Source organism: Paenibacillus sp. J2TS4 (genome assembly GCF_018403245.1).
Classification (GTDB): Bacteria; Bacillota; Bacilli; order Paenibacillales; family NBRC-103111; genus Paenibacillus_L.
This window is the reverse complement of the sequence record NZ_BOSH01000004.1, coordinates 487,796-513,592: the sequence shown is the minus strand read 5'-3', so window position 1 is coordinate 513,592 and position 25,797 is coordinate 487,796. Positions and strand designations below refer to the sequence as shown.

Annotated in this window: 20 protein-coding genes and 1 riboswitch; of the genes, 7 read left to right on the top strand and 13 right to left on the bottom strand. The window is 50.0% G+C overall.

The features are described 5' to 3' along the window. Positions 1-382: 382 nt before the first annotated feature. The 3 genes from KJS69_RS12470 to KJS69_RS12460 form a co-directional block, all read right to left on the bottom strand. A complete protein-coding gene (locus KJS69_RS12470) occupies positions 383-4,381 on the bottom strand; it encodes an FIMAH domain-containing protein (RefSeq protein ID WP_213584076.1) in 3,999 nt (1,332 codons plus the stop codon). 493 nt (positions 4,382-4,874) lie between these two features. Next, entirely contained in the window at positions 4,875-5,897 is a 1,023-nt protein-coding gene (locus KJS69_RS12465) for a DUF4261 domain-containing protein (protein WP_213584075.1), read from the bottom strand. A gap of 141 nt (positions 5,898-6,038) precedes the next feature. Next, positions 6,039-6,380, bottom strand: coding sequence for a hypothetical protein (locus tag KJS69_RS12460; protein WP_213584074.1), 342 nt, complete (start codon positions 6,378-6,380; stop codon positions 6,039-6,041). 547 nt (positions 6,381-6,927) lie between these two features. On the opposite strand from KJS69_RS12460, the gene KJS69_RS12455 reads away from it, so the two are divergent. The 3 genes from KJS69_RS12455 to KJS69_RS12445 all read left to right on the top strand — a co-directional run bounded on the left by KJS69_RS12455 (position 6,928) and on the right by KJS69_RS12445 (position 10,086). Then, positions 6,928-8,055 (top strand): PsbP-related protein, encoded by a 1,128-nt coding sequence (locus KJS69_RS12455; protein WP_213584073.1) that lies wholly within the window; start codon positions 6,928-6,930, stop codon positions 8,053-8,055. Positions 8,056-8,440: 385 nt separating this feature from the next. Further along, complete coding sequence (locus KJS69_RS12450) at positions 8,441-8,617, top strand: hypothetical protein (RefSeq protein ID WP_213584072.1); 177 nt, start codon at positions 8,441-8,443, stop codon at positions 8,615-8,617. Positions 8,618-9,117: 500 nt separating this feature from the next. After that, a complete protein-coding gene (locus KJS69_RS12445) occupies positions 9,118-10,086 on the top strand; it encodes an ATP-grasp domain-containing protein (protein ID WP_213584071.1) in 969 nt (322 codons plus the stop codon). A 176-nt stretch (positions 10,087-10,262) separates the two neighbouring features. On the opposite strand, the gene KJS69_RS12440 is transcribed toward KJS69_RS12445, so the two are convergent. Together KJS69_RS12440 and KJS69_RS12435 are read right to left on the bottom strand one after the other, a co-directional pair. Then, positions 10,263-10,919, bottom strand: a complete 657-nt coding sequence (locus tag KJS69_RS12440) for a hypothetical protein (protein ID WP_213584070.1) — start codon at positions 10,917-10,919, stop codon at positions 10,263-10,265. 237 nt (positions 10,920-11,156) lie between these two features. Next, positions 11,157-12,338 (bottom strand): KamA family radical SAM protein, encoded by a 1,182-nt coding sequence (locus KJS69_RS12435; protein ID WP_213584069.1) that lies wholly within the window; start codon positions 12,336-12,338, stop codon positions 11,157-11,159. 265 nt (positions 12,339-12,603) lie between these two features. Further along, a riboswitch (cyclic di-AMP (ydaO/yuaA leader) is annotated at positions 12,604-12,745 on the bottom strand. A gap of 682 nt (positions 12,746-13,427) precedes the next feature. Here KJS69_RS12435 and KJS69_RS29970 point away from each other — a divergent pair. Further along, a complete protein-coding gene (locus KJS69_RS29970) occupies positions 13,428-13,556 on the top strand; it encodes a hypothetical protein (protein ID WP_283777456.1) in 129 nt (42 codons plus the stop codon). Positions 13,557-13,826: 270 nt separating this feature from the next. Here the strand turns inward: KJS69_RS29970 and alr are convergent, their stop codons facing one another. The 6 genes from alr to KJS69_RS12405 all read right to left on the bottom strand — a co-directional run bounded on the left by alr (position 13,827) and on the right by KJS69_RS12405 (position 20,875). Next, positions 13,827-15,008, bottom strand: coding sequence for an alanine racemase (gene alr, locus KJS69_RS12430; RefSeq protein ID WP_213584068.1), 1,182 nt, complete (start codon positions 15,006-15,008; stop codon positions 13,827-13,829). Then, entirely contained in the window at positions 15,005-16,396 is a 1,392-nt protein-coding gene (locus KJS69_RS12425; protein WP_213584067.1) for a UDP-N-acetylmuramoyl-tripeptide--D-alanyl-D-alanine ligase, read from the bottom strand. Before KJS69_RS12425 ends, alr begins: the two co-directional genes overlap by 4 nt. Then, on the bottom strand, positions 16,393-17,478 hold the full coding sequence (locus tag KJS69_RS12420; RefSeq protein WP_213584066.1) for a D-alanine--D-alanine ligase: 1,086 nt from the start codon (positions 17,476-17,478) through the stop codon (positions 16,393-16,395). Before KJS69_RS12420 ends, KJS69_RS12425 begins: the two co-directional genes overlap by 4 nt. A gap of 354 nt (positions 17,479-17,832) precedes the next feature. After that, a complete protein-coding gene (locus tag KJS69_RS12415; protein ID WP_213584065.1) occupies positions 17,833-18,696 on the bottom strand; it encodes a sugar phosphate isomerase/epimerase family protein in 864 nt (287 codons plus the stop codon). 98 nt (positions 18,697-18,794) lie between these two features. Continuing rightward, on the bottom strand, positions 18,795-19,808 hold the full coding sequence (locus tag KJS69_RS12410) for a Gfo/Idh/MocA family protein (protein WP_213584064.1): 1,014 nt from the start codon (positions 19,806-19,808) through the stop codon (positions 18,795-18,797). 98 nt (positions 19,809-19,906) lie between these two features. Continuing rightward, the gene (locus tag KJS69_RS12405) at positions 19,907-20,875 is read right to left on the bottom strand and encodes a Gfo/Idh/MocA family protein (RefSeq protein WP_213584063.1); all 969 of its coding nucleotides are present in this window, start codon (positions 20,873-20,875) and stop codon (positions 19,907-19,909) included. A 207-nt stretch (positions 20,876-21,082) separates the two neighbouring features. On the opposite strand from KJS69_RS12405, the gene KJS69_RS12400 reads away from it, so the two are divergent. Further along, positions 21,083-21,967, top strand: a complete 885-nt coding sequence (locus KJS69_RS12400; RefSeq protein WP_213584062.1) for an AraC family transcriptional regulator — start codon at positions 21,083-21,085, stop codon at positions 21,965-21,967. A gap of 122 nt (positions 21,968-22,089) precedes the next feature. Here KJS69_RS12400 and KJS69_RS12395 read toward each other — a convergent pair whose 3' ends face one another. Beyond that, positions 22,090-23,058, bottom strand: a complete 969-nt coding sequence (locus KJS69_RS12395) for a Gfo/Idh/MocA family protein (RefSeq protein WP_213584061.1) — start codon at positions 23,056-23,058, stop codon at positions 22,090-22,092. 414 nt (positions 23,059-23,472) lie between these two features. Here KJS69_RS12395 and KJS69_RS12390 point away from each other — a divergent pair, with 414 nt between their 5' ends. Together KJS69_RS12390 and KJS69_RS12385 are read left to right on the top strand one after the other, a co-directional pair. Continuing rightward, on the top strand, positions 23,473-24,111 hold the full coding sequence (locus tag KJS69_RS12390) for a hypothetical protein (RefSeq protein WP_213584060.1): 639 nt from the start codon (positions 23,473-23,475) through the stop codon (positions 24,109-24,111). 3 nt (positions 24,112-24,114) lie between these two features. Next, entirely contained in the window at positions 24,115-24,783 is a 669-nt protein-coding gene (locus KJS69_RS12385; RefSeq protein WP_213584059.1) for a class D sortase, read from the top strand. 199 nt (positions 24,784-24,982) lie between these two features. Here KJS69_RS12385 and KJS69_RS12380 read toward each other — a convergent pair whose 3' ends face one another. Then, positions 24,983-25,795, bottom strand: a complete 813-nt coding sequence (locus KJS69_RS12380) for an anti-sigma factor (RefSeq protein ID WP_213584058.1) — start codon at positions 25,793-25,795, stop codon at positions 24,983-24,985. Positions 25,796-25,797 lie beyond the last annotated feature (2 nt).

Here is a 25,797-nt window from a genome sequence, read left to right as displayed (position 1 = left end):
TTGTCGGACGACATCAAGTCGAACTTCTTCATACAATTTGTTGGATCGTCTCATCCTGGTCGCCTCCCTTAGAAATACAATAATATATTGTAGGCTGAGACTCCAGTTTGATTAGGGGGCCGTGGAGCTTTTGCAGTGGATTTCCTGTCAACCTGAGTCTGTCCCTCCTGCGGCAGCACTCCTGTGGCAGACTCACGTGCAGCACTCACGTGGCAGCACTCCTGTGGCAGACTCACGTGGCAGCACTCCCGCGACAGTACCTCAAAATAACAGCAAATGGAACATCGTGCCTTGCCCCTTTGAATAGCCTGGAATTATTTTGACTTGCTGCAGCCTGAAAAAAAAAGCCGGGCAACAGCCCGGCTACCGGCAACCTTGTCTCCTAATTCAGCCTCTCCATGAATCGCGTCGCTTCCCCATTCAGCTTAACCTTGGCAGCTTCGGAAATAAAAGCTTGCATGGAAGCTTGATGCAGACGGTCGATAAACCGCTGCAAATGATGCCTCGCCTGATCGATATTCCCTTTGCTTCTATGGTGCTCGGTCTGCCGAATGCTGTTGCGCAGCGGCTCCAGCATTGGGCCTTGCAGCTCTCCTGATTGCTCGAAAGCATCGATATAAGAAGTGATTCTGGCCGCAGGCGCTTCGATAAGAAGCTCGTGGCGCCCCTCCTCGAGGCGGACTTCGATCATGCCGGAGGCTTCGTCCTTCGTGTATTGCTCCTTCTGCAGCAGGATCCCGTTCACGCTGACGAATGCGGCTTCCGGAGCATAGATACGGAGGCTCTGCGTTTGCGCCAGCTCGACGACCCCGGTGACGTCCAGTGTAGTCCACTCGACGTCGACGGAAGCGCTGAATGGCGCCTCTCCCTCGAGGAGCGTCTGGGCTTCATGCTGAAGCAGCGTTCCTCTCGTCATTTTAAAGCCTGCGACTTCTTCGTCCTCCACCAGGCTTACAACCACCTGCTCGGCATCGCTGGTCACCCCATCAACGGTGTATTCGCCTGAGTCGATGCCAAAGAGTACCCGGTCTTGTATCCCGCTGCCATCCTCGCGATTCACTTTGGCACCGATCGCTCCGCTCCCCTGGATCCATTCGGCGTCGACCATCAGCTTGTCGCTGTCCGGATCTTCCCATCCTTCCGGGAGAAGCTGTATCGCATCTAGCCCGATAAAGTAGTTGCCGGAGCTCTCGTTTTTGCCGACCACTTCATAGCGGATCGTATGCTCGCCAGCGGTAAGATGCAGGTCTCCATGGATGAAGGACTGCGACGGAGTAACCTCCGCTGCGTATCCGTCGTAAACGCCGCCTATCGCTTGCCCGTCTATATACGCCTGCACTTTGCCATAGAGAGGGGAGTGCAGGAAGTGGCTTAGCACCGTATAGATTCCATCCTCCGGCACTTCTACCGTTACGGTCATATAATCCCCGGCTTCAAGTCCGCGGTAGAAAATGACCGTGCTTCCGGCTGCCTGTACAAGCTTCACCTCGCGCCCCGAGCTGTCCGTAAGCGGAAGCAGATTGGACTCATCAAATTGTCCTGTCTTGTGATACGGACGAGCCTTCATAACGGTGAGAAAACGATGCTCCTTCTTCGCATCCCCGCTCCCGACCTTGGAATAATAGCCATACGATTCCGCTCCGGGATAAGTCGTCACCGTCATGGGAAGCTCGGCCGGTCCGAGAAACTTGGCGGCCAGCTCCGCTCCGCCATTGCGCAAATACAGCTCGCTGGCAAGGTGAGTCGATCCCGCTTCCACCGCTTCTCCGTCGATCTCGAAAGTCTCCAGTCCGCCGCTGTACAAGATCCAATCATAGACATGCGGCTCATCTGCCCTCAGATCATCCAGCATTACAAAATAGCCCGGTTTCATGTATACTACATGCCGATCGTATTGGGTCAAGCTCGGATTCGTGTACGCTCCCGGGGCCGACCCTTTAATGTAATCATAGGTTGGAGCCAGCATTCCCCGGGTCATGACGCCACCGCCTAACGAGCTTTGGCCTTGGCCGTCGACTTGAATGGTACTGTGCCCCATCCGGACAGTAAAGTCGTTAACGGGTCCCGCTACATAATCCTGATAACCCGGGTCTCCTGCGATCCAGGAACGGTTCATTGCGATCTGAAAGCTGTTCTGATCAAAATGATTATGGCCGAGCTTGGATTGGTTCGCGTTCATGGCGAACAAAATATCGTTATTCTCCCAGCCCGAACGGAGGGCGGCCCAGCCGATTTCGTCAAATACGGCCGATTCCGGCCAGTTGTCCGGAGGCACAATCACCGCATCGGGCCGGAAGTATAGAAATCCTTCCAGTCCGCCGGCCGCCGACCGGGTTTCTTTCAAATACCAGCCCGCTTGACCGTTACCCAACCATGCATTGATAACATTCATCGTCAATCCGAAATAGTTGGCTGTACCCGAATCCGAGAAGTTGGCCAGCCCGCCTCCGCCCGGTGCGAGGAAATAAGTCACCCAGCGGACGAGATAATCGTTCAGGAACGGATGATCCGCCAGTTCCCGAACACCGGTCACGCGGTCAATATGGTCGAAGGCCTTGATCATGTTATCCGTAGCATAGCTCGTATAGAGCATCCCTTCCTGCTGACCGGACTCCATTCGTTCATTCAAATACCACTGATAGTAGGTCATCGCCCGGGTCAAGTATGCGTCCGCGTTCGGGCTGTGACCGAGCAGCACCGCGGCTCCGCTGCCGAGTGCAGCCGCACGAAGCGTCTGGATGTTATGGTCGATTTGCCCCAGCACATCTTTATAGAGCGGCTTAAGGCCCTTATTCTCCAGCGCCTCCACGACCTGATTGCGCTCCTGCTCAGTCAACTGTGCGTATAAGATGTCGAAGGCCATGCTGACGCCGAACGTCAGATGCGCAGTATCGAGACAAGTATAACCGCCGCATGGATAAGTCGGGTCGCTCCATGTCTCCCAATCGGTCACGGAGAGCATATAGGCTTTCGCCTTGTCGGCATAAACCGAATCATCTGTAACGGCGTAAGCAAGACTGAGCGTCTCCAGCCGATCCTGGATGGCCCGGGTCATCATCGTCCAGTACGGATAAGGGCTCGGAAAGCCCGGCGGATTCTCCATCGGGTCCGGTTGAACGGGCGGCAGCGGAAAAGTAACGATCTTACCGCCATAATAACTAATGGAGAATTCCGTTTCGGTCAAATATTGCTGCGCATTCTTCTCGACCGACTCCCACAGCTGCTTGCCGCTCGTACCGAATGGCGCATTCACATCATCCGCCGCTCGGTCTCGTAAAGCAGGGAGTTCATCCCCTGTAAAATACAGACGCGGATGCCCCTCCGTCAGTAAAGGGAATTCCCTGATCGGCTCCGGCGGAACCGTCTCAAACTGTGCCCTATCGAAGTAAGCCACCCCCACATTTGTCTTGTGCTGATACAGTAGAAGCGTCGCATAAACCGCTCCCTCCGGCGCATAAGCTTCGATCATTATCGGCTTCCACCGGCCGAGTTCGTTATTCGACGCGATTTTCACATCGATCCGCTGATTGGACGAGTCCCAGAACTCCAGATAGAGTTGAGAGACTCCAGATTCATTATACGATTGAACGGATGCTTTATACCTATTGTCTGGCGTAACGGGAATAGGCTCACTGCGAAGACCGGGGCCAACCGTGTCGCTCGGGTCCTCCAGCTTTACACTGTACTGGCCGCTGTAAACAGGCTCCGTGACGACGCTGTACGCGCTAGCATTGTCCAGCGGCTTCCAGTTGGCCGGCTTCCCATCTACCGCTTCCTCAAAGTCTCCGTTAACAGGATATTGCGCTTCATATGGGACGAAAGCAGCATCATCGAAATAGGCGGTGCCCACATTATTTTGATGCTGATATAACAATAATGTCGCGTATGCAGAATTTGACGGGGCCTCCGCAACGAGGCTTACCTGCTCCCAGGTCTGCACACCGGGCACCCCCGCCCTAGAGACACCAATCCGCGTTCCAGCCTCGTTCCAGAACTCCAAGTACAGCTCGGACGTACCGGATTCGTTCCAGCCAAACACGGACGCCCTGTAGGTCTTACCCGGCAGCACAACAATAGAGTTGCTTCGGAGTCCGTTACCGGAGCCCGCACTTGAATCAATCAGCTTGACGCTATAGCCGCCGCTATGAACCGGGTCATAGACGGATTCAAAAACGGATGCCGCTTCATAAGCCCGCCAGCCCTCGGGCTTGCCTGCCACTACCTGCTCAAAACCTGGGTTCAGGAGAGCCTTTTCCAGGACGCTGTTCGCCGCTTCCGCCCCGTCTGCCCATCCAGCTGCCGGAAACCATATCATTCCGAGGCCGAGAAGCATGGATATAATGCCAATATTTCGCATCATTCGCTGCCATCGTGAATTCATCGCAAATCGCTCCTTTTCATAGTTTGAAAATTAGTCAAACCTTGCATCGTTGGGATAGAAATTCGACGATAGTTCGCACACCTTGAGTTTGGTAACATGAGTACGACAAGCTGGGCTTGAGTCTATGAATCCGTTTACAAAATCGTTAATGACCGCTCCCTCACCTCCCGGAAGTATGCATTCATTCCTTACGAACCCGTCCTGCAACCTCGTCTACGAATCCGTCTATGCCTTCCTTGATCATGTCATCCCGTATAAATACCTGTATGTGTCATGTATATTATATCAATCCTCTCTGCTCGTTAAATGCTCCATAAGTCGTATTTCATTTGTTGGAATTTCGCTAAAACTCAGAAGATTTGTCGAAAAAAAGGGAGATGGAGAAACCAACGATCCTTGCAAATATAGCGCCATTGTTTGAAGTTTCGTGATTCAGAGGCAGCAAGAAATAACCGGCTGGGTCCCCAGCCGGCTCGTTACTTTTGTTATACCTTTATTCATCAGACTGCCGTTGCTCGCTATGGTGCTGTTTGCCGGCATAATAAGGCTCTCCCGGATCAAGATCAATCACATAACGCTTAGGCTCGACAAGGGCATGCTGATGCTCACAGCGCCATCGCTGACTCTCCGCAGAACCTATCGTTTCCCCATCCTGGATAATATCTCCCCTCTCGAACAGGTAGTAGGCGAGATCAATAAGCATGGTGGCGACTTCATTCGGATCAAGCCCGCCAAAATGACATTGCAGATCGGGAATGCCCATAGCGGCAAGACCGCATGTATCGACGAGCATTTCCGGAGCTGTCCCTCCGGTCTCCTCTAATTTGTACAAGCGGACGTTCATCGCACCGTATAACCATTCACCTTCCGACACCGCTCGCAAATACTCCTCCGGGTGGACAACTTTGCCGCTCGCTTTCCAGTAGATCGCATCGCATGGCACGGTTTCCAGCAGCGCGCGCAGGGCGTTCTGGAATAGCTTCAGCCTTTCTTTATAATCTAGCCCCGCCGCGCCAAAATCAGTCAGCAGCAAAGAATGCCGGCATTGTCCAACCACCTGGCGCGCCTCCGGCCAATGCCACGATTGCTGCAGTGCGGCTTCGTACATCGCCGGCTCCGGAGACCGTTCAGGGGGCAAAATGCACGTTTGGGCAGGCAGCGCCCCGTCCTTGTATTGAACCCTATAGTTGTCATGAAAGAACACTAGCGGTTCAAAGCTGTACTTCCGGGAATCATCCCGGCCGCTTTCATCCGGGCCGTCCCTTTCCTCCTCATCCTGCAGCTGTACCGGCCCCGTGTAGTCCTGCATCTTCGAATACAGCCGGTCCAAATTCAATACCGGCTTGCCCCGGTATAACAATTCTACCATCCATACATGAGCGAATCCGGAATCGTCCGTACCCGCAGGGGCCGATCCTTCCTCCTCCGTGACTGGCTCCTCGACCGGTGGACTGGCCTCCTCCGGCTCTTGTTCGGCTTTCTTTCTTATTTTTCTAAAAAAATCCAACACGCCCATTAAGTCATTACCTCCTGTCATTTCCTATCATGGTGTCGCTGTCTAATGGGCTGCCTCAGGCTAACGCCGGCTGCCATAGCTTCTACTAGTTCGACGACTTTTGCGAACAGACTCCAATAGAAGCTTTTTATGAACTTACAGCTAATGCTTCTCCAGCTCCAGTCCCTCTCTCCGCTCCCTATTTCCCATATGTTTAATAAGCGAGTATAGTAAACCGGCGGAAAAAGTAACAAGCATAGACAAATATGCAAGTATAATCACAGCATTGCTGCGGATAACCTCCGCTTTAGAGAAGACCAATAATTTAGTGCCAATGTACACGAAAGGGAGCATAAAGTGCTGTGACAACCCGGCAAGCAGCATATTCCTTTGCCCGTCACTTACATAATAAATTTGCCACACGAACAAAGCAAATCCAACTAACCAAAAAAAGTTACCTATAAGAAAGCTCACCGCTTTATTTAATCGCAGCTTAGCAAACACCGTGCCAGCCCAAAACCTATAGATCAGGAAAACAACCTGCCAAAGAAATATCGAATTGCTATATAGCGAAAGCGCTATGCTGAGCTGTTAACCAGCAGGCCAAAAAAGAACGGTGCCGCTGCAAGAAGAAACAATTGTAAGGAGCAAGTGTAAGCATTCGAATCCCCCTCTGGGTAAGACGGCGCCGGCCGTTACATTATCCGGAGCCGGTTATTAAGGGAAGTCGAGGCCATGAATCATCTGACTTTCCTCTCTGGTCTAATTCCCTCCCTTCTTGATCAAGCTCATCACGAGCAACCGCCGTCATTCGCGATGCAGAATCCACCCATTCCAGGAGATTCAAAAAATCACCCCATCGTATTTTAACATTCGTAAAGCCCTTATAGTGGATCATTTCTCGAATTTAAGGTTTTTCATTTCGTATTTCAGAGGAATATTTAAAATTATTAGCAATTTCTTTATGTAACTATTTCATTTTTTTGAAATTCGCGGTAAAGTATTAAATGTTGTTAATTATTGGAGAGAAAAAAGGAGAAGTCAGAGAAAGATGGAGAAGAGAAAATGGAACCTGCTGTTGGCATCTACCGTCCTAACGGCTGGACTGCTCACTGGATGCGGGGCCGATAGCAAGCCTCCTGCACCATCGGCCGAACCACAAGCAACACAGACCCCTAAAGGAGCTGACAAAGAGGAGACAGACTCCAAGTCAAAAGTGGAAGGGAAAGAGCTTAAGAGCCAGGATGAGAGCGTGCAGATAACGGTTCCAAGCGATTGGAAGGAAAACAGCACCTTAAATCCGCAAGCGATCCTTGGCGCCGCCAACTTGAGGAAGGAAAAATACGTGATCGCGGTACCTTTTGCCAAATCGGAATTTGCGGATAGCACAACGCTCGATGATTTTATTAGCGTCACTAATTCAAACATAGAGCTTACTGCAACGAAAATGGAAGTCGGGGAAATCAAAGAAGTCCAGATAGATGATGTATCAGCCAAACAAACCGTCATAGCCGCAGAAGTATCGGGAATCCAGGTCAGGTACTTGATCACTTATTTGGAGAAAGGCAACCGATTCTATCAGTTGGCTGCCTGGACATTGGATGAAAGATATGACGAGTACGAAAAAGAATTTAGCAATGTCATTAATTCCTTCCGTATTTTGAATGAGAATCCCGATACAGCGGCAGTGGAGAATTCAAACAGCAAGAAAAATCTTAAGAAAGTCACCTTAACGGATGATGAGGATTGGACCGAAATTACACTGCCCGGAGGGTGGAGCCAGATCCATGGACTTAATGAGGAGGCTTCCCTCCAAGCCAGTTATATTACTAATGCAAGCGAAAACTATATGGTTGTCTTATCCGAACCGAAGGAAGATTTCGAAGAGGGGCATACTTTAAGTGATTATTATGACTTGATCATGGAGATGCAATTGACCGATGAGGTCATAGGCAATTCCAATTACACGGATGCGGTAGAATTGGAAATCAATGGACTCCCGGCCGTTCAATTTGAAGTCCGCGGCGAAGTGGATAAAGTTAAAATAGCTTATCTGTTCACTCTTGTCGAATCCGAGTCGGGCTTTCACCAACTCATCTTCTGGACTAACGATCAAAAGCTGGATGAGAATAAACAGACTTATTTAGATGCGATCAATACATTTAAAGTAAAAGAGTAACTAGAAGGTGCATAATCGAAGGGATATGCTTGCAAGTGCAACGAATGGATGCTTGATATTATAGCGGAGAGGGCGGCTGACGCCCCTCCGCTGTTTTATTAGATCAATCACGGAACGATAAGGAATAACGATCATGGCCCAGCCGCATGACCGAATTGAGGGCTCTGCTGTTCATTCTATCATTGGCGGATAATACGGTATCGCTGTTCTGGTAATAGACATAAAATTGCGAAATGAGATCATTAGCAATCTGATACACCTTCAAACATCGGCAATCGTGAATAATTCGTAATAGTGATTCATCTATTCCATTTATGGGTATTTATGGGGGTAATCAAAAATTATAGATTACATTCTATCATTGGAGAGGAAGGAGGTAAATGATATGGAAGCCAAGAAACTGTTTATTACAGAACTGGAAGTACGCAAATCCAGTGCCCCTCTATTCTCGAATAGCTCGGATTCCCCCTCTATCATAACGACTCATGCCATAGGAGAAGAAGGCGGGGATTTTACGACAATGGCTATTGGCGAAGAGTGCGGCTTTACTTACGATGGCTAGACTGAGACAATGGTTTGTAACGCCGCATGGGAAACGGTCCGTACATGATTTCCCTGCGGCGCTCTATTTATTTCCGCCTATATTTTGTGAATACTAGAACTATATAAAAGTTGAACTAAAGATTTAATAGATCATGGAGTGGAGAAAGAAAGATGCTTCCAGGGCGAGTTTTGGCTTTGTATTCCCACCATCCGAAGGCCCATCCATATAGAAGGAATCTGTTGGATTGGGGTCCCCGAAAAGTAATGTATAAACCTTTTTCGAAGCAAAGTCAGGGGGACCGCGCTTAGAGGAGGATTTAGACGCCGACCGTGTTACGGTGCGGACGGATTTCACTACGAAGCATATCCTCACTTTTTGGGGAAGGAGTATGATGTTTGAAGCTTGGAGGCACTTTCCTTCGGAACGGAATGATCCTTTCTTTAGTGCCAAATATATAGAACGAATGAAATTGTAAGCTTTATTGAAATGTCTCAATTCAACGGATAAACGGAGGAAACATGAATAGAGATTTAAGAATCGGTATCATAGGAGCCGCTAACGAACGGCATTGCAAGTACATGGCCCGGGAAATTGAACGTCAAGGTGCACTGCCTGTCATCCTGGATAACGCCCCGAATCTTCCTTTCCCGCTCACTATGTTCTCAGGTGGGAAGGAATATGATGTCCACTATCAGAAAAGTCCATTGGAAAATATAGACGTGTTCTTCTTACGGGCGTTGTTTATTCCAACTCCCGCTATCGATACGGAATCGATCCAACAGCAAATCGAGGAGGACGGTTATGTCGCGATTGCGGCCCAACGAGAGCGTTATGCAACTTGGCTTGCATGGCTTAAAAACATGCCGCTGCAGGGCAAGCTCCTCGTTAATCCGGTGGACACTCTGCTCCTTCATTTCGCTAAACCATTTCAATTGGAAAGCTTGCGCCGTGCCGGTCTGCCGATACCCAAGACGTTGATAACTGGGGATGGTGAGCAAGTGCTGGAATTCTCTCGCCATCGGGACGTCGTATATAAGCCGGTGGCCGGCGGAGCTCTGTGTCGACTGTTGAGTTCAGAAGATAAGACCAAGGAAAGATTGGAAACACTCGCACACGCACCCGTGCTGTTCCAGGAATACATATCAGGCAAGGACATTCGTGTCTTTATTCTGGATGGCGAAGTCATCGCCGCTTTTGAAATTGCCGGCGGCGAGACCGATTATCGCGAAGGAGAAACAACTCTAATACCGATAAGGATCAGCGATACAATCGCTTCCTTCTGTATTCTCGCCTGCCGCACGCTCGGACTTATATTCAGTGGAGTAGATCTTAAGCTCTGTACGGACGGTTCCGTCGTCCTGATCGAATGCAATCCAAGCCCTATGTTCGAAGGATTCGACCGGAAAGCACCGGTTTCCATCGTCTCGCAGTTAACCCAATATTTGATCCGGAAAGCACGGACAACAAAACAGGCCGTCATTAGATGATCCGGTCTGGCCTTTTATTGGCAGCACCCTGTCTGACTGCAGAATCAGGACAAAAGCAAGCCTAAGATCATGGGATAAGACCGGTGCGGCCCAATCGGGTCGTCCGGTTGGACAGGTAAATAACCAGAAACGATACTGAACGGCCCCAGAGTCAAGTTGACAGGTTGCTTAACTCTTCATTCCTCTTCTATAATCATATCTGGTGCTTCAATAGATCCCCACAGCACGCCTTGCCCCACCGGAGCACAATATTGTACGGTATGGACCATCTTGGATCGCGGGCCGAGAAACAGCTCTTCAGCTTCTCCCTTCTCTCCTAATTCCCTGCTGCTGTACCACAAACTGTCCGGAAAAGAGTCCCAATTAGGCTTAACGGTTATCCTCTGCTGTTTTCCACTGAAATTGACAATCATCAAAGAGCAGTCCAACTGTAATCCCCCCACATCGGAATGATATTGACAGCGGCTATTCTCCTTTACATAGTGAACCGAATGAATTCCTGCAGCCCTTGAGTTGAAAAGATACAAAAGCTGCTCAGAGGCAAGCGGCGTAACCAACGCAATAATGACGCATGCCATGAGAAGCTTCCTCGTAATCTTCGGGTCTGTCTTTTTGTAATATTGGACTGCACAAATAAATCCGACTATCAAAATAATTATTCCTATCAAGACGGACAGATGAAGTCTGGAAGTTTCGCTCAGCTTTATCCAGGGCGGCACTCCTATTTTTTGTATCAAGTAATCCCCTACAGAAATGCCGTAATAATGAGGGGACAAAAAAAATATCGCAAGCAAGGTCAGCGTAACATAAGCTCTCCCTTTGTACTTTCTCACAATCTCTCCTCCATCGGCATAATGCCTAGGATTGTACCCGAAGTCTTTGGCCTGAAATACCTGGTACCTGATGCCCTCTCCTTAATAGCAGCATACGGCTCACGGGATGGATATTCGATATATTTTACCATAAAACGGAAATATTGTCTCTTGATTTTCATCCTTGTGACTAGCGAAAACATAAAAAGGCGCTGCCTCTATGAAGAGACAGACCGCCTTCTTTACTCATAATAATATTTATCTGCTAACTCTGACCCTTACCTTTCTTTGGGGCATATCGGGAAGCTCATTAACGGATACTACCTTATCTGTTTTCTTCTCCGGGCGCTCCCAATACTGCTCGTTGCCCGGCAAATCATCGAACCAGGCCGCATCATCAGGACAATCCAGCACCATGAAGCGACCATAATGACCATCTCGGGATTGGTGATATTTCAAATAGGCTTTCCCTTTGTCTATCGCTAATATTTCGATTTTACCGGATGTGTGACTCATGGACAGTCGGACGCGCTTCCCTAATCCGGAAGTCATCGCTTTAGCTTCTTCCACGATCTCATAGGCTCTTTTTAGCGAGAGGACGAAATCTCTGTTTCCGGCAACCGGACGGTTTATAAAGAAATAATACGGAGTGACCCCCGCCCAGGACAGCTTATCTAGCAGCTCGCCTAAAACAGCCGGGTCATCGTTAATGCCTTTCAAAACAGGAGTCTGATTGACGACAATGGCGCCTGCTTCGTGAAGCGCCTCGAAGCCCCGTCTAGCTTCCGGCGTTATTTCTCGCGGATGATTAATATGTGCCATAACATAAATGCGTTGTTCAGGAGTCGAATAGGTTCGAATGGTATCTAACAGTTCCTGGTCTTCATATATTCGCATAGGGTTAAATACGGGGATTTTGGAGCCGAGGCGAATAATCTTGACATGCTTGATTTCTCGCAGCCGCTGCAGAATCATTCGCAATTTGGAGGTGGCGAGAATCAGACTGTCGCCCCCGGTTAGCAAGACGTTGTTAATTTCCGGATGCTTCGAGATGTACTCAAGACCCGGATCCACATCCATCATCGCTTCTTTGACATCGTTGCGGAATAGCCGTTTACGGAAGCAGTACCTGCAGTAAGCACCGCATACTTCAGATACGATAAGCAAAGCGGTTGTCTTGTACTTATGCTGACAGCCCGGCACCACATAGTTCGTGTCTTCGTCCGAAGCATCCCAGCGGCCGTATTCTTGAAGCTCGCCTTCATTAGGAATGACCAATTTCTTTATGGGATCGTTAGGGTCGTCCCAACGAATTAAGTTTAAATAATAATCGTTAACCCGAAACACAAATTTTTCAGTAATTTTCTTTAGCTTCTCTCTCTCTTCCTCCGGTATAGCCGTTATCTTGTCGATATCGGTAATATACTTCGGCTGGGCCATTCTAATTCCTCCTTTAAATGATCAACTCGAATTTCTTAATTGTTTCGCATCATCACCATCCCACAATATCCAAACAGGCAGAGGCGGCGGTTCGTTATGAATCGATTCATCGGTATCCATGTTAAGCACCCCATTCCAAAAACGATTTACAAACAAAAAACCCCGCGTTGACAAAAACGTTTCGTCTTTTTGTCAGCGGCGGGGCTCTATACACAAAAAGACCCTCAAAGGGTCATGTGTAAGCAGAAGTTGCTTGTATTGTTGGCTCTGACCCATCCACTGCAGACGAGGTTAGCTGACGGGCTCGGGAAGATGGTTCCCTACGTTCTTATCAAAGAATGATTCGCCCCAAAGACTGGTTCCCCCGCTTTCCGATGTGAAAATCGGAAATTAAGCGTAATTAAATTTTATAGCAGAAGCCGGCAATTGTCAACCTTTACGCCTTGACATGTCTTAAACAAGCGGCTAACCTCATAACCAGCGTGATTCTCCCCTGTAAATCTTGCGCACACAGCGAGCAAAGACTTATAGCCTATCGAGTGGAGAAAGAAGGTTCTCCAGGACGAAAGTTTCGTCTTGTATTTAATCGCTCTTTGCAGCCATCGATTTGACCGGTGGCCCTGATCTAACATGCTTCGGCATGGAAGATAGACAGCCGGAAGGCGGCATGATACGATAAGGAAAAATGTTCAAGATGGGGGTCATCATGAGCTTAAGAGGCAAAGTCAGACTATGGTTAGTCGTGTTTCTTCTCATTGTGGCGGCTTCCTTTCCCCTTCCTCTGGCGAATCACGGAATCGTAGCTGTTGAAGGGCCGTATCTGTCCGCTGAACAACACGGATCCTACCTCCATTCCTTTGCACGAAGCTTTGAAACAGGTGCTGTCATCCTGCTTGTTGTTGTCTTGTATCGGTTGATGCACAAGAAGAAGCTATTGCCGCTGTTCCCTTTTCGCCATGCTGATCTAATGAGGGTCAAGCTGCGTTCTCGGGAATTTTTGCTGCCGATTAAATATACGTCCACTTTCGTGGATTCTTCCGATAGATTTGTTCCATCGAACATTTCTATACGGAAGGGAGTTGACGGAAGATGCAGCAGAACAAGCCTCCATTCGACGAGAACGATTCCAAACGCATTTATAGAGAATTGTTTAATACCTTGCTGTTCTGTATCTTTGCGGGAATCGTTATTGCCGTTATGTACTTCTGGCTGGGTTAATTCTTCATTCCAGGCTCGAAGTCGAACCAGCTTCTTCCCGCCTTGATGATCTGTAAGGAATGGACAGCAGGCAAACGTAAACGGCTATCGCCGTCCTTTAGCGGTGGAATAACGTTTCGCGGTGAATGATTAAGCAGGAATGCAAGTGTGAATCTCATAAATAAATTCTTATCATTTTACCAAAAGAGCAGCCGAGGCTGCTCTTTCCCATTGATCCGCCGCATAACCCTGGTATCGGGATGATCAGCCTGCCTCCTGCTTTCATTCTGATTAAGAGGTAACAGCGGACAATGAATGAGAATCTGCCGTCCCGGCATAAATCCCCTTATTATAATAAATACGCGGCACTCTGGACGAAAGCATGGTCAGCACCTGCTGGGGGATGCTTCCGATCCGGGCAGCCAGATCTTCCATTGTAATTTCCCGGCCGTTCTGCCTGCCAATCAACGTTACAACTGTGCCGACAGGATAGTGTCCCGGCAGCCGGATCATCAGCAGATCCATACAGACGTTGCCCGCAATCGGGGCCGCTTGGCCGTCCACCAGCATGTGATATCCCTGATATCCTTTGCAATAACCGTCAGCGTATCCTATGGCAACTGTGCCCAGCCACTCGTCCTGTGTCGCCACATAAGAGCGGTCATATCCGATGCTCTCCCCTTGCTTGACGAATTTGACCTGAATGATTTCAGAATGCAGCGATAGAACGGGCTGTAAATCAACAGGCCTCCTTCGTCTGACTTCCTCCTCGCACGGGTTGATCCCATATAGGGCCGCACCGACCCGAACCATATCCAAGGACAGCTCCGGATAATGGAGCGCAGCCGCGCTGTTGGAGCAGTGAGCGATAAAACCGGTAAAACCCGATTCCGCGACCCAGCTTCGCATTTCCGTGAATCGGTCGAATTGCTCGAAATAATAAGCAGAATCCGCCTGGTTCGCTGTTGCAAAATGGGTATACACCCCTTCCACCATTATTCCGTCGCTCCTGAGCAGCGGCACCATCGCTTCCCATTCGGACCGGTCGCGAATTCCTATGCGACCCATACCGGAATCCATCTTGATGTGCAGACGCAGCGGTTTGCGGCTCTGGTGGAACGGGCGCGCTTCCTTCAGCCAGGCTGCCTCGCTTACCGTCAACGCAATGTCATGTTTGGCCGCCAGATCCACCTCGGAAGGAAGCGCCGGGGAAAGCACGAGAATCGGGGCCCGAATGCCGCTTTGTCTCAATTGCAGCGCCTCGCTGATCATGCCTACCGCCAATGCGTCGGCACCGGCTTTCAAGGCGGCGTTGGCCGACTGCACGGCTCCATGTCCATAGCCATCAGCCTTGACCGCAGCCATGAACTTCACGCCTGACGGCAAACGCCTGCGAATTTCCCGGATATTGTGCCCGATCCGGTCCAGATGAACTTCAGCCCAAGTGTGCCGGTGGCAAGGTTTCGTTCTCATAAGCCGCTCGCCTCTCTGATCAGGGACTCGACCACTTCCTCCAAATGCCAGCCCCTCGAACCTTTGAATAAAATGACACAATCCTCGTTGACCTTCCCCTTTAGTTGTTCGATTAATTCGTTCTTTTCCGAGCAGACTGTAATCCGGCTGTCTCCCAATCGGCTTCTGGCTGACTGGGCGATCCGTGCCGCAGAATCACCTATTGTGTATAAAGCATCCAGCCGGCCCGGGTCCAGCTGCTCTCCGATCTCGCTATGCATGGAGTCCGATTCCTCCCCCAATTCGACCATCCCCCCGAGAACAGCGATTTTTCGTTTATTCGGGTCCATCGAGTACAAGGTGTCCAGCGCGGCGCGCAAGCTGGTCGGATTCGACTTATAAGCATCATTGATAATCAGGCATTGACCGGCCCGAATCAATTCATTGCGCATGCCTGTAGCCTCCACAGCGAGGAAGCCTTGCTGGATTTGCTCATACGTTACGCCAAAGTAGCGGGCCGCGGCGATCGCGCTCAAAGCATTGATCATTTGATGCCGGCCGAGCAGAGGAACGGACAACGGAGGACATTCCTCATCGTTGATGGAGAAACGAATGCCGGTCTCCTCCATCTGATACTGAGTCGGGTAAAGTGTATTTTGCAGATTGCTGCCAAAAGAGGCGGTCTCAAACTCCAGCGTCAACTCATCCAACTGATTGGTCAGACGGGGATTGTCCCCGTTATAGATGAACAGCCCGTTTTTGCGGAGACCGCATAAAATTTCCAGCTTCGCTTGCACGATCCGCTCCCTCGTTTTTAAATCCCCCAAATGCACCTCGCTCACATTGGTAATAATAGCGACATCGGGCTTAGCTATCGAAGACAGCTGATAAATTTCCCCCAATCCGGACATTCCCATCTCGACCACAGCCATTTCCGTATCTTCTTCCAGCTTAAGAAGGGTCAATGGAACGCCTAGATGATTATTTAAATTCCCGAACGTCTTCTCCGTTTTATATCGGGTGGCCAGAAGCGCGGCCAGCATATCCTTGGTCGATGTCTTCCCGTTGCTCCCTGTGATGCCGACGATTCGGACCGGAAGCTGCTGCCGGTACGCTCGGGCCAGGCTCTGCATGGCGGCCACCGTATCGTCGACTAGAAGGAAAGGAAGATCCACCGGCGGATCCGGTTCGTTCCGATCCCACAGGACGGCCGCCGCTCCTTGAGAGAACGCATCGCGCACAAACTTGTGGCCATTAAAGCGATCCCCAATTATCGGGATGAACAAGTTCCCTTCCTGAATCGACCGCGTATCGATAGATACACCTTGCACCCTGATCTTCCGATAAGACTCCGCAGGCTGCGGCGACCCGATCATTTCCGCTATTTGTCCTAACGTTCTCGTAATCATTGCTCATTCCCCCTATAGCTCCGATTTTGCTTGTGTGCATGGCGCTCCAGCGCCAGCTCGATCAGCTTGTCGATTAGCTGGCCGTAAGTCGTTCCGTCGGTCTTGGCCCATAATGCAGGAAACATGCTGATTTTAGTAAAACCGGGAAGAGTGTTTACTTCATTAATATAAATTTCATCCTCGTCCGTCACGAAGAAATCCGCTCTCATCAATCCGGCCCCATCCAATGCCGTAAAAGCTTGAATAGACAGCTCCCTCAACCGGTCATGAACCTCTTCACTCAGATGAGCCGGAATTTGTTGGATCAATTGGCCGCTCTTATACTTTTTGTTATAGTCAAAAAACTCCCTGTTCTTCAAAAACTCTCCGGCCACCGAGCATACCGGACGGTCGTTGCCGATGACCGCCAGTTGAACCTCGCGCCCAACCACTTCCTTCTCGATAACTAGCTTGCGGTCATATTGAAAGGCCAACTCGATAGCACGATACAGCTCCTGCTCATTCTCGCACCGGCTGATTCCTATGCTAGAGCCCAGGTTAGCCGGTTTGACGTAACAGGGATATCCTATCGTCTCCTCAATCCGCTGGCACTGACGCCCCGCCTCCTGGTTCCACTCGTAATGAAGGAGCGCCAAATAATCCGCTTGGGGAATTCCAGCTCTGGCGAATAGTTCCTTCATAATTACCTTGTCCATTCCCGCTGCTGAGGTAAGCACCCCGTTGCCCGTATAGGGCACGTCCATCAGTTCCAGCATGCCTTGGACGGTCCCGTCTTCGCCGTTCGTCCCGTGCAGAACCGGCAGGACCACCCTGCTTCCTTCTCCGGAGAACAGCTTGCACAGAAGTTCCCCCATAGAAGCGGCGGGACTTACTCCTGTACGGCTCCCCCGCAGCTCGTCCACATCGAGCAATTCATGGTCCAATAAGCCGAGACTGCACCAAATTCCTTCTTCCGTTATGTAAATGGGGTATACATTATATTTCTCTTTATCCAACGTGTTCAGCACCGTAAATGCGGTTAACAGGGAAACTTCGTGCTCCGCCGATTTGCCACCGTATAATACGTATAAATTGGTTTTCATCTTAGTCCTCCCAATGATTTGATGCCGTAGTCTAACCGATCTGCAGCATGACTGATGTCTATAACACACTATAAATAAAGAAGCTAAAATTAATTTCAAATAAAACTTAAGAATCTTTAAAGAAACACTGAACAAAATCTAAATCTATAGATAAGCCATTAAGGAAAACTCCTGTCTGCAATAATATTCCGTTTAATAACGATACAGACATTCGTCAGCGATCCAAATCCTTAATTCAGCCCCTATAACGTTACCAGAGTTCGTTAGATCGGCCTGTATCCTGTTTAGAAAAAAAAGAACCTTCGTGAGGCAAAATGCCCACACGAAGGTTCAGGTTCTTCATCCGTATGTTCTTTATGGTTCAGGCGAATGGATCGACAGGCCGGCAGCCTTCAGCCATTGTTCTATCCGAACTCTGGTCTGATAGAGCCGCTCTTCGACTTCTTCCGGGAGCCACGGTCTATCGGCGGTGCCGTCGACTCTTTCGACAATGACCGGTCCCGTAAAACCCGACTGCTTTAATTGTCCGAACAGCTCGACGAATCGGACCTCTCCGTCGCCGGGAATCGGAAAATCGAGGTTTGACCTGGCCCCGCGATGATCCTTGACGATAAAAGATTGCAGCCGATCCGCGATAAGCGGCATATCCTCCTCGGCACGGATTCCTTCATAATAATGCACATTGCCGGGATCGTAGCTGCCTTGAATGTACTCGGAGCCGATGGCCTCCAACGTTTGCTTCATATGGGCCGCTGTCGCCGTGTTCCCGGTATGCGGCTTGATCGTCACCAGGATGCGGTAGCGCTCAGCCAGTTCAGCGATTTCTTGGAATCGCGAGACGAATCGCTCATTAAGCCTGGCCAGCTCTTCCTCAGGTACGGGAACATCAGGAAATTGACGGTAGCCCCACGTCCCCAGAGATAATAATTCCTTCACCCCCAACGCCCGGGCGGTCTCGAACCTTATTCGAGCCCGTTCCAGGGTTTGGCCGGGTGCCAGTTGATTAGTACTGATCAGATTAACCGGCTCCAGGCGGTATTGCTCGAACAAGCGGCTCAACCGCTCCACGGAGGCCGGATCGCTCTCGTCGGGCACCTCCATTCCTGCATGGGGTAATCCGAACGATAAATAACGGTAGCCGGCCCGTGCCATTCCTTCCAACGCTCTCTCCAAAGAGTAATTGGCAAAGGGGAGCGTCATACATGCCAATTTGACCATCTCGCTCCATTCCTTCCTGCTTGTTATTTTCTATAGAACCAACTTTCATTAGCCGTTACTATTCGAATCGTCTACGCCAAACCAACAGCCGGCAGTGCTCAATCGAGCGATTCTACAAAAACTTCCCGTCTCTCCTTCAAGGAACGGTAAGCGGCTTCGGAGACGGAAATCGCCTGGAGACCGTCTTTTAACGAGATTAACGGACTTTGATCCTCGCGGATACAGTCGATGAAATGGCCGTTAAGACGCTGCCACATATCATTCCTCGTAAAAGTGATTCGTTCTTCGGGACCTTCGGCTGCTTGAACCCTCACTTCCCCGTTATTGTTCAGCACCGTCAAGCCTTCCGCAGCCACTCCGGTCATGTCATGCTCGACCCGCGTGATCCAAGGAGTACTGACATGGGCAATCCCGCCATTCTTGAAGCGAATCGCTACCGTAAATCCATCAGCTACACTGCCTGGAGGAAGCATGTAAGTCCCTCCGTAGGAAAATACACTCTCCACTTCCCCGCACATCCACAGAAGCAAATCGTAGTCATGAGAGCCATGGGAAAAAATCGGGCCTTTCGCCTCCGCGTCGCTAAAGTACCAGCTCGGCGTATCATAGTAATGATCGCGGTATTTGTCATATACCTTCATATTCGGGTCTAAATAATGGGTCCGCATCGACCAGGCCTGCAGCGTCTTCCCGGCGTCCGGCCGATTTAACGTTTCCTTCATCTTGCGGTAGGCCGGGTCAAAACGAAGCGGATAGCCGATCATCGCTTTCAGCTCGGGATGCTTGGCACCGGCTGCTACAATTTTTGCCCCGTCCTCCAGAGAAGTCGCCAAAGCTTTCTCCAGAAATAAATGCTTTCCCGATTCGAGGACCGCTATGGAAATATCGACGTGCAGATGATCTGGCGTCGCTACCCATACCGCATCCAAGTCCTGCTCCAGCAGGTCTTCTGCCCGATCGTAGACGATCGCTCCTACTTCCCGGGCCAGGCTCTCCGCTTTGTCCCTCGTCCGATTATGAACGGCGGCAACCTTAACCCCCGGTAAGTCATTCAGCGTTCTTGCATGAAGTGCCCCCATCAGTCCACAGCCGATGATTCCAACTTTGATCATTTCGTCACCCTGTTCTTATTTATATTAGGAAAAGCTGTGCTGCCGTTCCGAAGGAAAGTGACTCCGAAGCTTCACACGCCTTCGGATAGTAGAAGAGCTTATTCAGAAGAATACATGTTCCAGATCGCCTGGTGAGACTTCAACGAATCCCGCCCATCCGTCTCCGGGGTCTTGCCATGAACGATGCAATCCAGAAAATGCCGGACTTGATAAAGAGCATTCGTCCCTTGGTTCTCCGGCAGTTGGGCTGCGGGACCGAACACGGTCCGCTTTCCGTTCGCGTCCACCACTTCAATGCTCGTCATCCCGGCGCTCAGCACGATCAGCGCGTCCGGAGTGTGCAGATGAAGCAGGGCCGGCGGTTCCTTATACTTCATTCCCCAGCTTGTGACCAGATGAGCAATAGCTCCACTTTCAAACTTCATAATGCTGTGCGCGGTGCCTTCCCCTTCCATCCATTCCGTCCCCTTGTTCGTTCCAACGAAAGCAGAACGAATACAATCGCCCAGAAGCCAGATTAGCAGATCTACATAATGACAGCCATGACTGAACAGAACTCCTCCGCCTAACGTTGCTTTCCGTGAGAACCACGATCCGGGCGCCGGAGGCAAAAACCCTTCAATCCAGCACTGCGCGCTGAACACCTCGCCAAATTCCTTATTCTCCACTATTTCTTTGAGCCGCCTGATGATTGGCAAATAACGAACAATATAAGCCATCATAAACACAACATGTTGCTCTTCGGCGGCGCGTATGATGCGAAGAGAATCTTCTTCAGTCGTGGCCAGCGGCTTTTCCAGCAGCACATGCTTGCCGGCGGCAATCGCCTTGAGTGATTGTGCGGCGTGCAGATGATGTGGAGTGCATAAGCTGATCGCGTCGATATCATCGATAATCGAAGTCCAGTCGGTCGTATAACTGCAGCCCAACTCTTTAGCGATACGTGCCGCCTTTTCTTCATCCAGATCGACTACCCATTTGAGCTCGGCTTGCTCTGCGGCATGGTAAGCGTAAGCATGCTGCAGTCCCATGTTTAATCCAACGACAGCCGTTCGTATCTTGGCCAATACGATTCCTCCTTATGAATCAGGTTTGTCTATCATCCTAATGGAACCGCTCGCATAAATCTTTGACTTTCCAGACCGTTTTTTTGCATTATTTGAACGAATGGCAGCTTTGCCATCGATTATGTATGGAGAATCATTTTATTACTAGAGGATTTTGTGTATGATTAAGGAGATGGTTGAATGGTCATAGAGAAGAGGTGACCCCGCTTGAACTATGTCAGGCTTGCCTTAAAAGAAGAATTTGTAGTTAATAAAATCATTTCTTTTCATTACTCGGAATTGCCCAAAAACTCGTTTTATCCCGGAGAAAAGCATGATTTTTGGGAATTTTTGTATATGGATAAAGGCGAGGCGGAAATCACAGCGGGCCGCCAGACGCTTCATTTGAAGCAAGGAAATCTGGTGTTCTATACCCCTAATGAGCTTCACAGCTTAAAAGGCAACAATCGCCATGCCCCGAACATTATGATCGTCAGCTTCGAATGCGATTCTCCGGCTATGAGCTATTTTAAAGATAAATGGTTTTATCTGGGCGACCGCGAAAGACAGATTCTATCTACCCTGCTGCAAGAAGGGAAGCTGGCCTTCCAGCGTCCGGATAACAAGACAGCCCGCTTGGAAAAAAGAAATCCTGCCGTATTCGGCTCCGAGCAGATGGTCAAAATTCATCTGGAATGGATGCTGATTCATTTATTCCGATACGGAAATCTGCTGCATCAGGAGCATCGATTGTCTTCGGCAGCCAAGGAAAAGAGCGACAGCAAAATTACTGCTTCGATCATCCGTTATATGGAGGGCAATCTGTCCAACAACCCAACTCTGGATGAACTATGCCAGCATGTTCATATCGGCGCTACCCGATTAAAAAAGCTATTCAAAAAAGAAACCGGTTACACGCTGTCGGAATATCTGACCAATTTAAAAATTGAAAAAGCCAAGCTCTATATTCGGGAAGAAACGATGAACTATACGCAAATTGCCGAGAAGCTCGGATACAGCAGCGTTCATTATTTCTCCAGACATTTTAAGAAATGGACGGGCATGAACCCATCGGAATATGACAAAAGCATCAAAGCCAGAGCGTTGGACTGATTGCGATTAAACTGGTGAAAAGCTCTACCCGCTAAATCGGATTCACTGCTAATTTACCTTTCAACGCAGCAACGCACGCCGGAGAGGCGCGCGTGGCGAGTGTTCGTCCTATTGGCCGGGGGTTATAGCTCCGGCAGTCTAATGTCCACTAATCGTCCGGCCTTGCACGACTCCTCCACATAATGAACCAGCGCCTGGGTTTTAAGATAGTCTCTTCCGCTAGTAACCGCCTCGCGGTTCTCCCGCAAGGAAGCCAGAAATTCATCCAAGCAGCCATAAGGGGCTATATCGCTGAAATCATCGATAACACTAGTCGTCCCTGCTTGGGTTAGAGTCAGCTTTTTATCGGAAAGCTCGATGGCCCCCTCCGTCCCTTCCAGCCGCCAATCTCCACACCATTCCGTCTGCCTTCCCCGGGCTGTCATCGAACCGGTGTAGCTGATCGGCAGCCCCCCTTCCATTTCCAGCCAGGCGTACAGATTTACACTGTATAATTCGGCATCCCAACTCCCCGCAGGATTATAGTTTTTAGCGAATAGGACCTTCCCTTCCCGCCCTGTCAAGAAACGCATCATATCAAAATGATGCACCGCGATGTCTTTAAGCAGGCTGGCCGGATAAGAACGCTCCCGGTGATGATAACGATAAAAGCTTACATCGACAGCCGAAAGCGCACCGATCGCTCCTTCTTCCAACAGCTGCTTCAGCTTGCGAACCGGAGCAAAGTGACGGTAATTTTCGGCCACCATAAAAGGAATATTTTCCTCAGCCGCCCTTTTCACGATCCCGATCGATTCCACATAGTCGAATGCGATGGGCTTCTCGCATAGAATAGGCAGCCCATAATCAAGCGCAATATGGTTCATCTCGGTATGGACATGCGGCGGTGTCACATTAACGATAAAATCCGGCCGCTCCTGTTCTATCGCTTCTCTTAACGAAGTATAGAAAGGGACGTCTTCGAGTCCCTCCAGCTTGCTTTTCATCTTGACGTCCGATTCTACAACCGCCACTTGCAAGCCGTAGTCGTTACTAAGCTTCTTGAACCATCCGAAGCCGGCTACGCCCAACCCGATCAAAATCGCTTTCATACCCATTCTCCTTTATTCATTTAATCTATGAAAAGAGATTCTTATATTTCCAGTCATAGTGAAAAATGCCCCGCACGTGACCGGTTACGCGTCTACTACTGGGATGCGGGGTTTGTTGCGTGGTTTATTACGTCATTCTATTCAATCCCGGCTCTATCACAGACGTCAACAATTATAGCAGAGGAATATACTGCTGTCTAACGGAAGAACATTGTATATCAAACATAACACGGGATGATTGTCTACTAGATGAGTAAATTCCCAATGGTACAAAAACTTTTACTCTCGGAGGCTTATTCTTCGTCTTACTATGTAGTTTTTATCTGTTTCTTTATCAAACCGGCAAACCGTTACACCAAAGATTTCGTTATCTTCTATCGAAAGTCAAATTATCGTTAAGGAGAGTGTTTCTGTATGAAACGAATTTCTTCAGCCTGCTTGTCGATGTTGTTTACTCTATCGCTGTTCGCCACGGCCGCCATGGCTGCAGTGCCCGATTTCGAACAACTCGGATTCCCGACGGTTGCGGCAGAGCAAACGATTGAAGCCGGTCAGGCGGCCACTATTAGCTATGGCTCGGTCAAGATTGAGATTCCGGAAGGAACATTTGCCAATTCGGTGAAATTTCAAGTGCTGGAAGGACCACTCGCCGATTTCCAGGCCAAAGCCCCGGAAGGTGAAACGGTCCTGATAGATTTTGCCTTCAAGGTGACCGATACGACTACGAACGAATTGATCGGCAAATTCAATACACCCGTGACGTTCAGCTTTACCTCGCCGAGCATTGGCGAGGAAAGCAAATACTACGATACAGCGGAAGATGGAACGTTCACGCTAAACAAAGTACCGGCCAAGATCGAAGGGAATACTTTATCCCATCCGATTGCGGGCGCCCCTGTAGGATGGGCCGTCACTTCTCCAGCCGTTTCAGTCGATAAGGCGACTTCCCCGGTAACCGGTATCAACCTGTATCCATGGGCGGCTGTCGGCATAATCTTCTTATTGGCCGGAGCCTTCGTTTATTTCCTGTCCCGCCGACATGCGGCTAACTGATCGATGAATCGCCTGAGTCTTGCCCGTTTGGCGGGAGGATTGGTGGCTATTGGAGTATCCTTCCTCCTTGTTCCTTTCCTGTGGATAGCTTGCTCCGATAGCCTGGCTGCCCCTCTCCGGGCCCAGGCGGAGAGCCGATTTGAATCGCAGGAGGGGTGGATTTCCACCCCCTCTCCCGCCGCACAGTCAGCAGGAGTCCCGGCATTCTCTAATGGACTATTCCCGGAGCCGGCTCAGGAGAAATCGTTGATCGGAAACCCCGTCAAGGGAGAACTCCTTGGCAAGCTATCCATTCCTTCACTTCAATTTGAGGAAGCTATACTGGAAGGCACCGATCAGAGACAGTTGGCTAAAGCTCCAGGACATCTACCGGAAAGCGTGCTCCCGGGACAGGTCGGCAAAAGTGTAATCGCAGCTCATAACGCTACCTTTTTCAGGCACCTGGACGAGTTGGCCGCCGGAGACCTGATCACGGTCTCGACCTTGGATGGTACGTTTACGTTCCAAGTAATGGGACAGCAACTTCTGCATATCGAGGATGCCCTGCCTGATACCGCTTATCCGGCCTTAGCTCTGGAAACCTGCTATCCGCTCGATGCTTTAACCTGGACCGATCAACGGCTGTTTATAGAAGCCGCCCTAATCGATAGCCGGTTGAACGAGCAGGAATAACATCCGTTCATGTGGCCGACCGCCGCCATATAGCGCCCACCATAATAAAGCCTTATCCTCCATAACCGGAGCGATAAGGCTTTATTAATGCGAATATCACTCCCCCTCTCCATTAGGGGCCTCGACCCGGATTTCTATGCTGATGTACTTGTACTTCTGTTTCGGATCATTTCCGCACAATAGATTAACGCTTAATCCGCTAGGTCCCTAACACTTTTTTGCCTCTCGGCTCCGTTCCATGAGAGTCCGGCTCCAAGGTAATGCCTATTGAATCGAACGGCAAGTCCGGATTTTCCATACGGTAAGTAATCGCGCCATTGCCCAGAGGGTCCACCTGGAATGTCCCGGCATTCCGCCGCTGCCCTTCATGAATGAGCCAGACCTGATAAGCTTCTCCTGCCTGATTGGCCGCTAGTCCTTCGAAGCTGCCGACGATCTTTACCTCCTCCCCTTGCTTCAACAGCCAGACGGTACCTTTCGCCGTATCCATGGCTGCATCCGCCGATTCCAGGGCATAAATCTTCATCACTTGCGCGGGGACCGAGGGTGTCTGTACAACGGAAGGCTTGGAAGGTTTCTGCACGGCCATCAGCTGCTCGAGCATCGTAACATTCCCCCATAGGGAGACCAGAAGCGCCCCAAGAAGGACAGCCGAGGCAGATTTAAAGAACCACGGAGTATAACGCTCCCTTTTCCATCTCGCCCGACGCCGCTCCTCTTTGCGTCTGCGGGCCGTCTCCACACGGGAAGGAAGGGTGACCGGGATTGCCTCCGGTTCTATCTGCTTCTCGGGAAAAAGGGAGCCCATCACCTGCGCTTTCAAATCAGCAGGCACTTCCTCTTCCTCTGCTTGTAAAGCCAATGCCGTCCAAACCTGTTTTAATTCCCGGACTTCTTTCCGGCAAGAGGGACAATGAAGCAAATGGCGCTCAAAACGGATCCGTTCTTCCTCCGGGCATTCCTCGGCTATATAGGAGACGAGCAGCAAGCAATCGTCGTTCCGGTAATCCATAT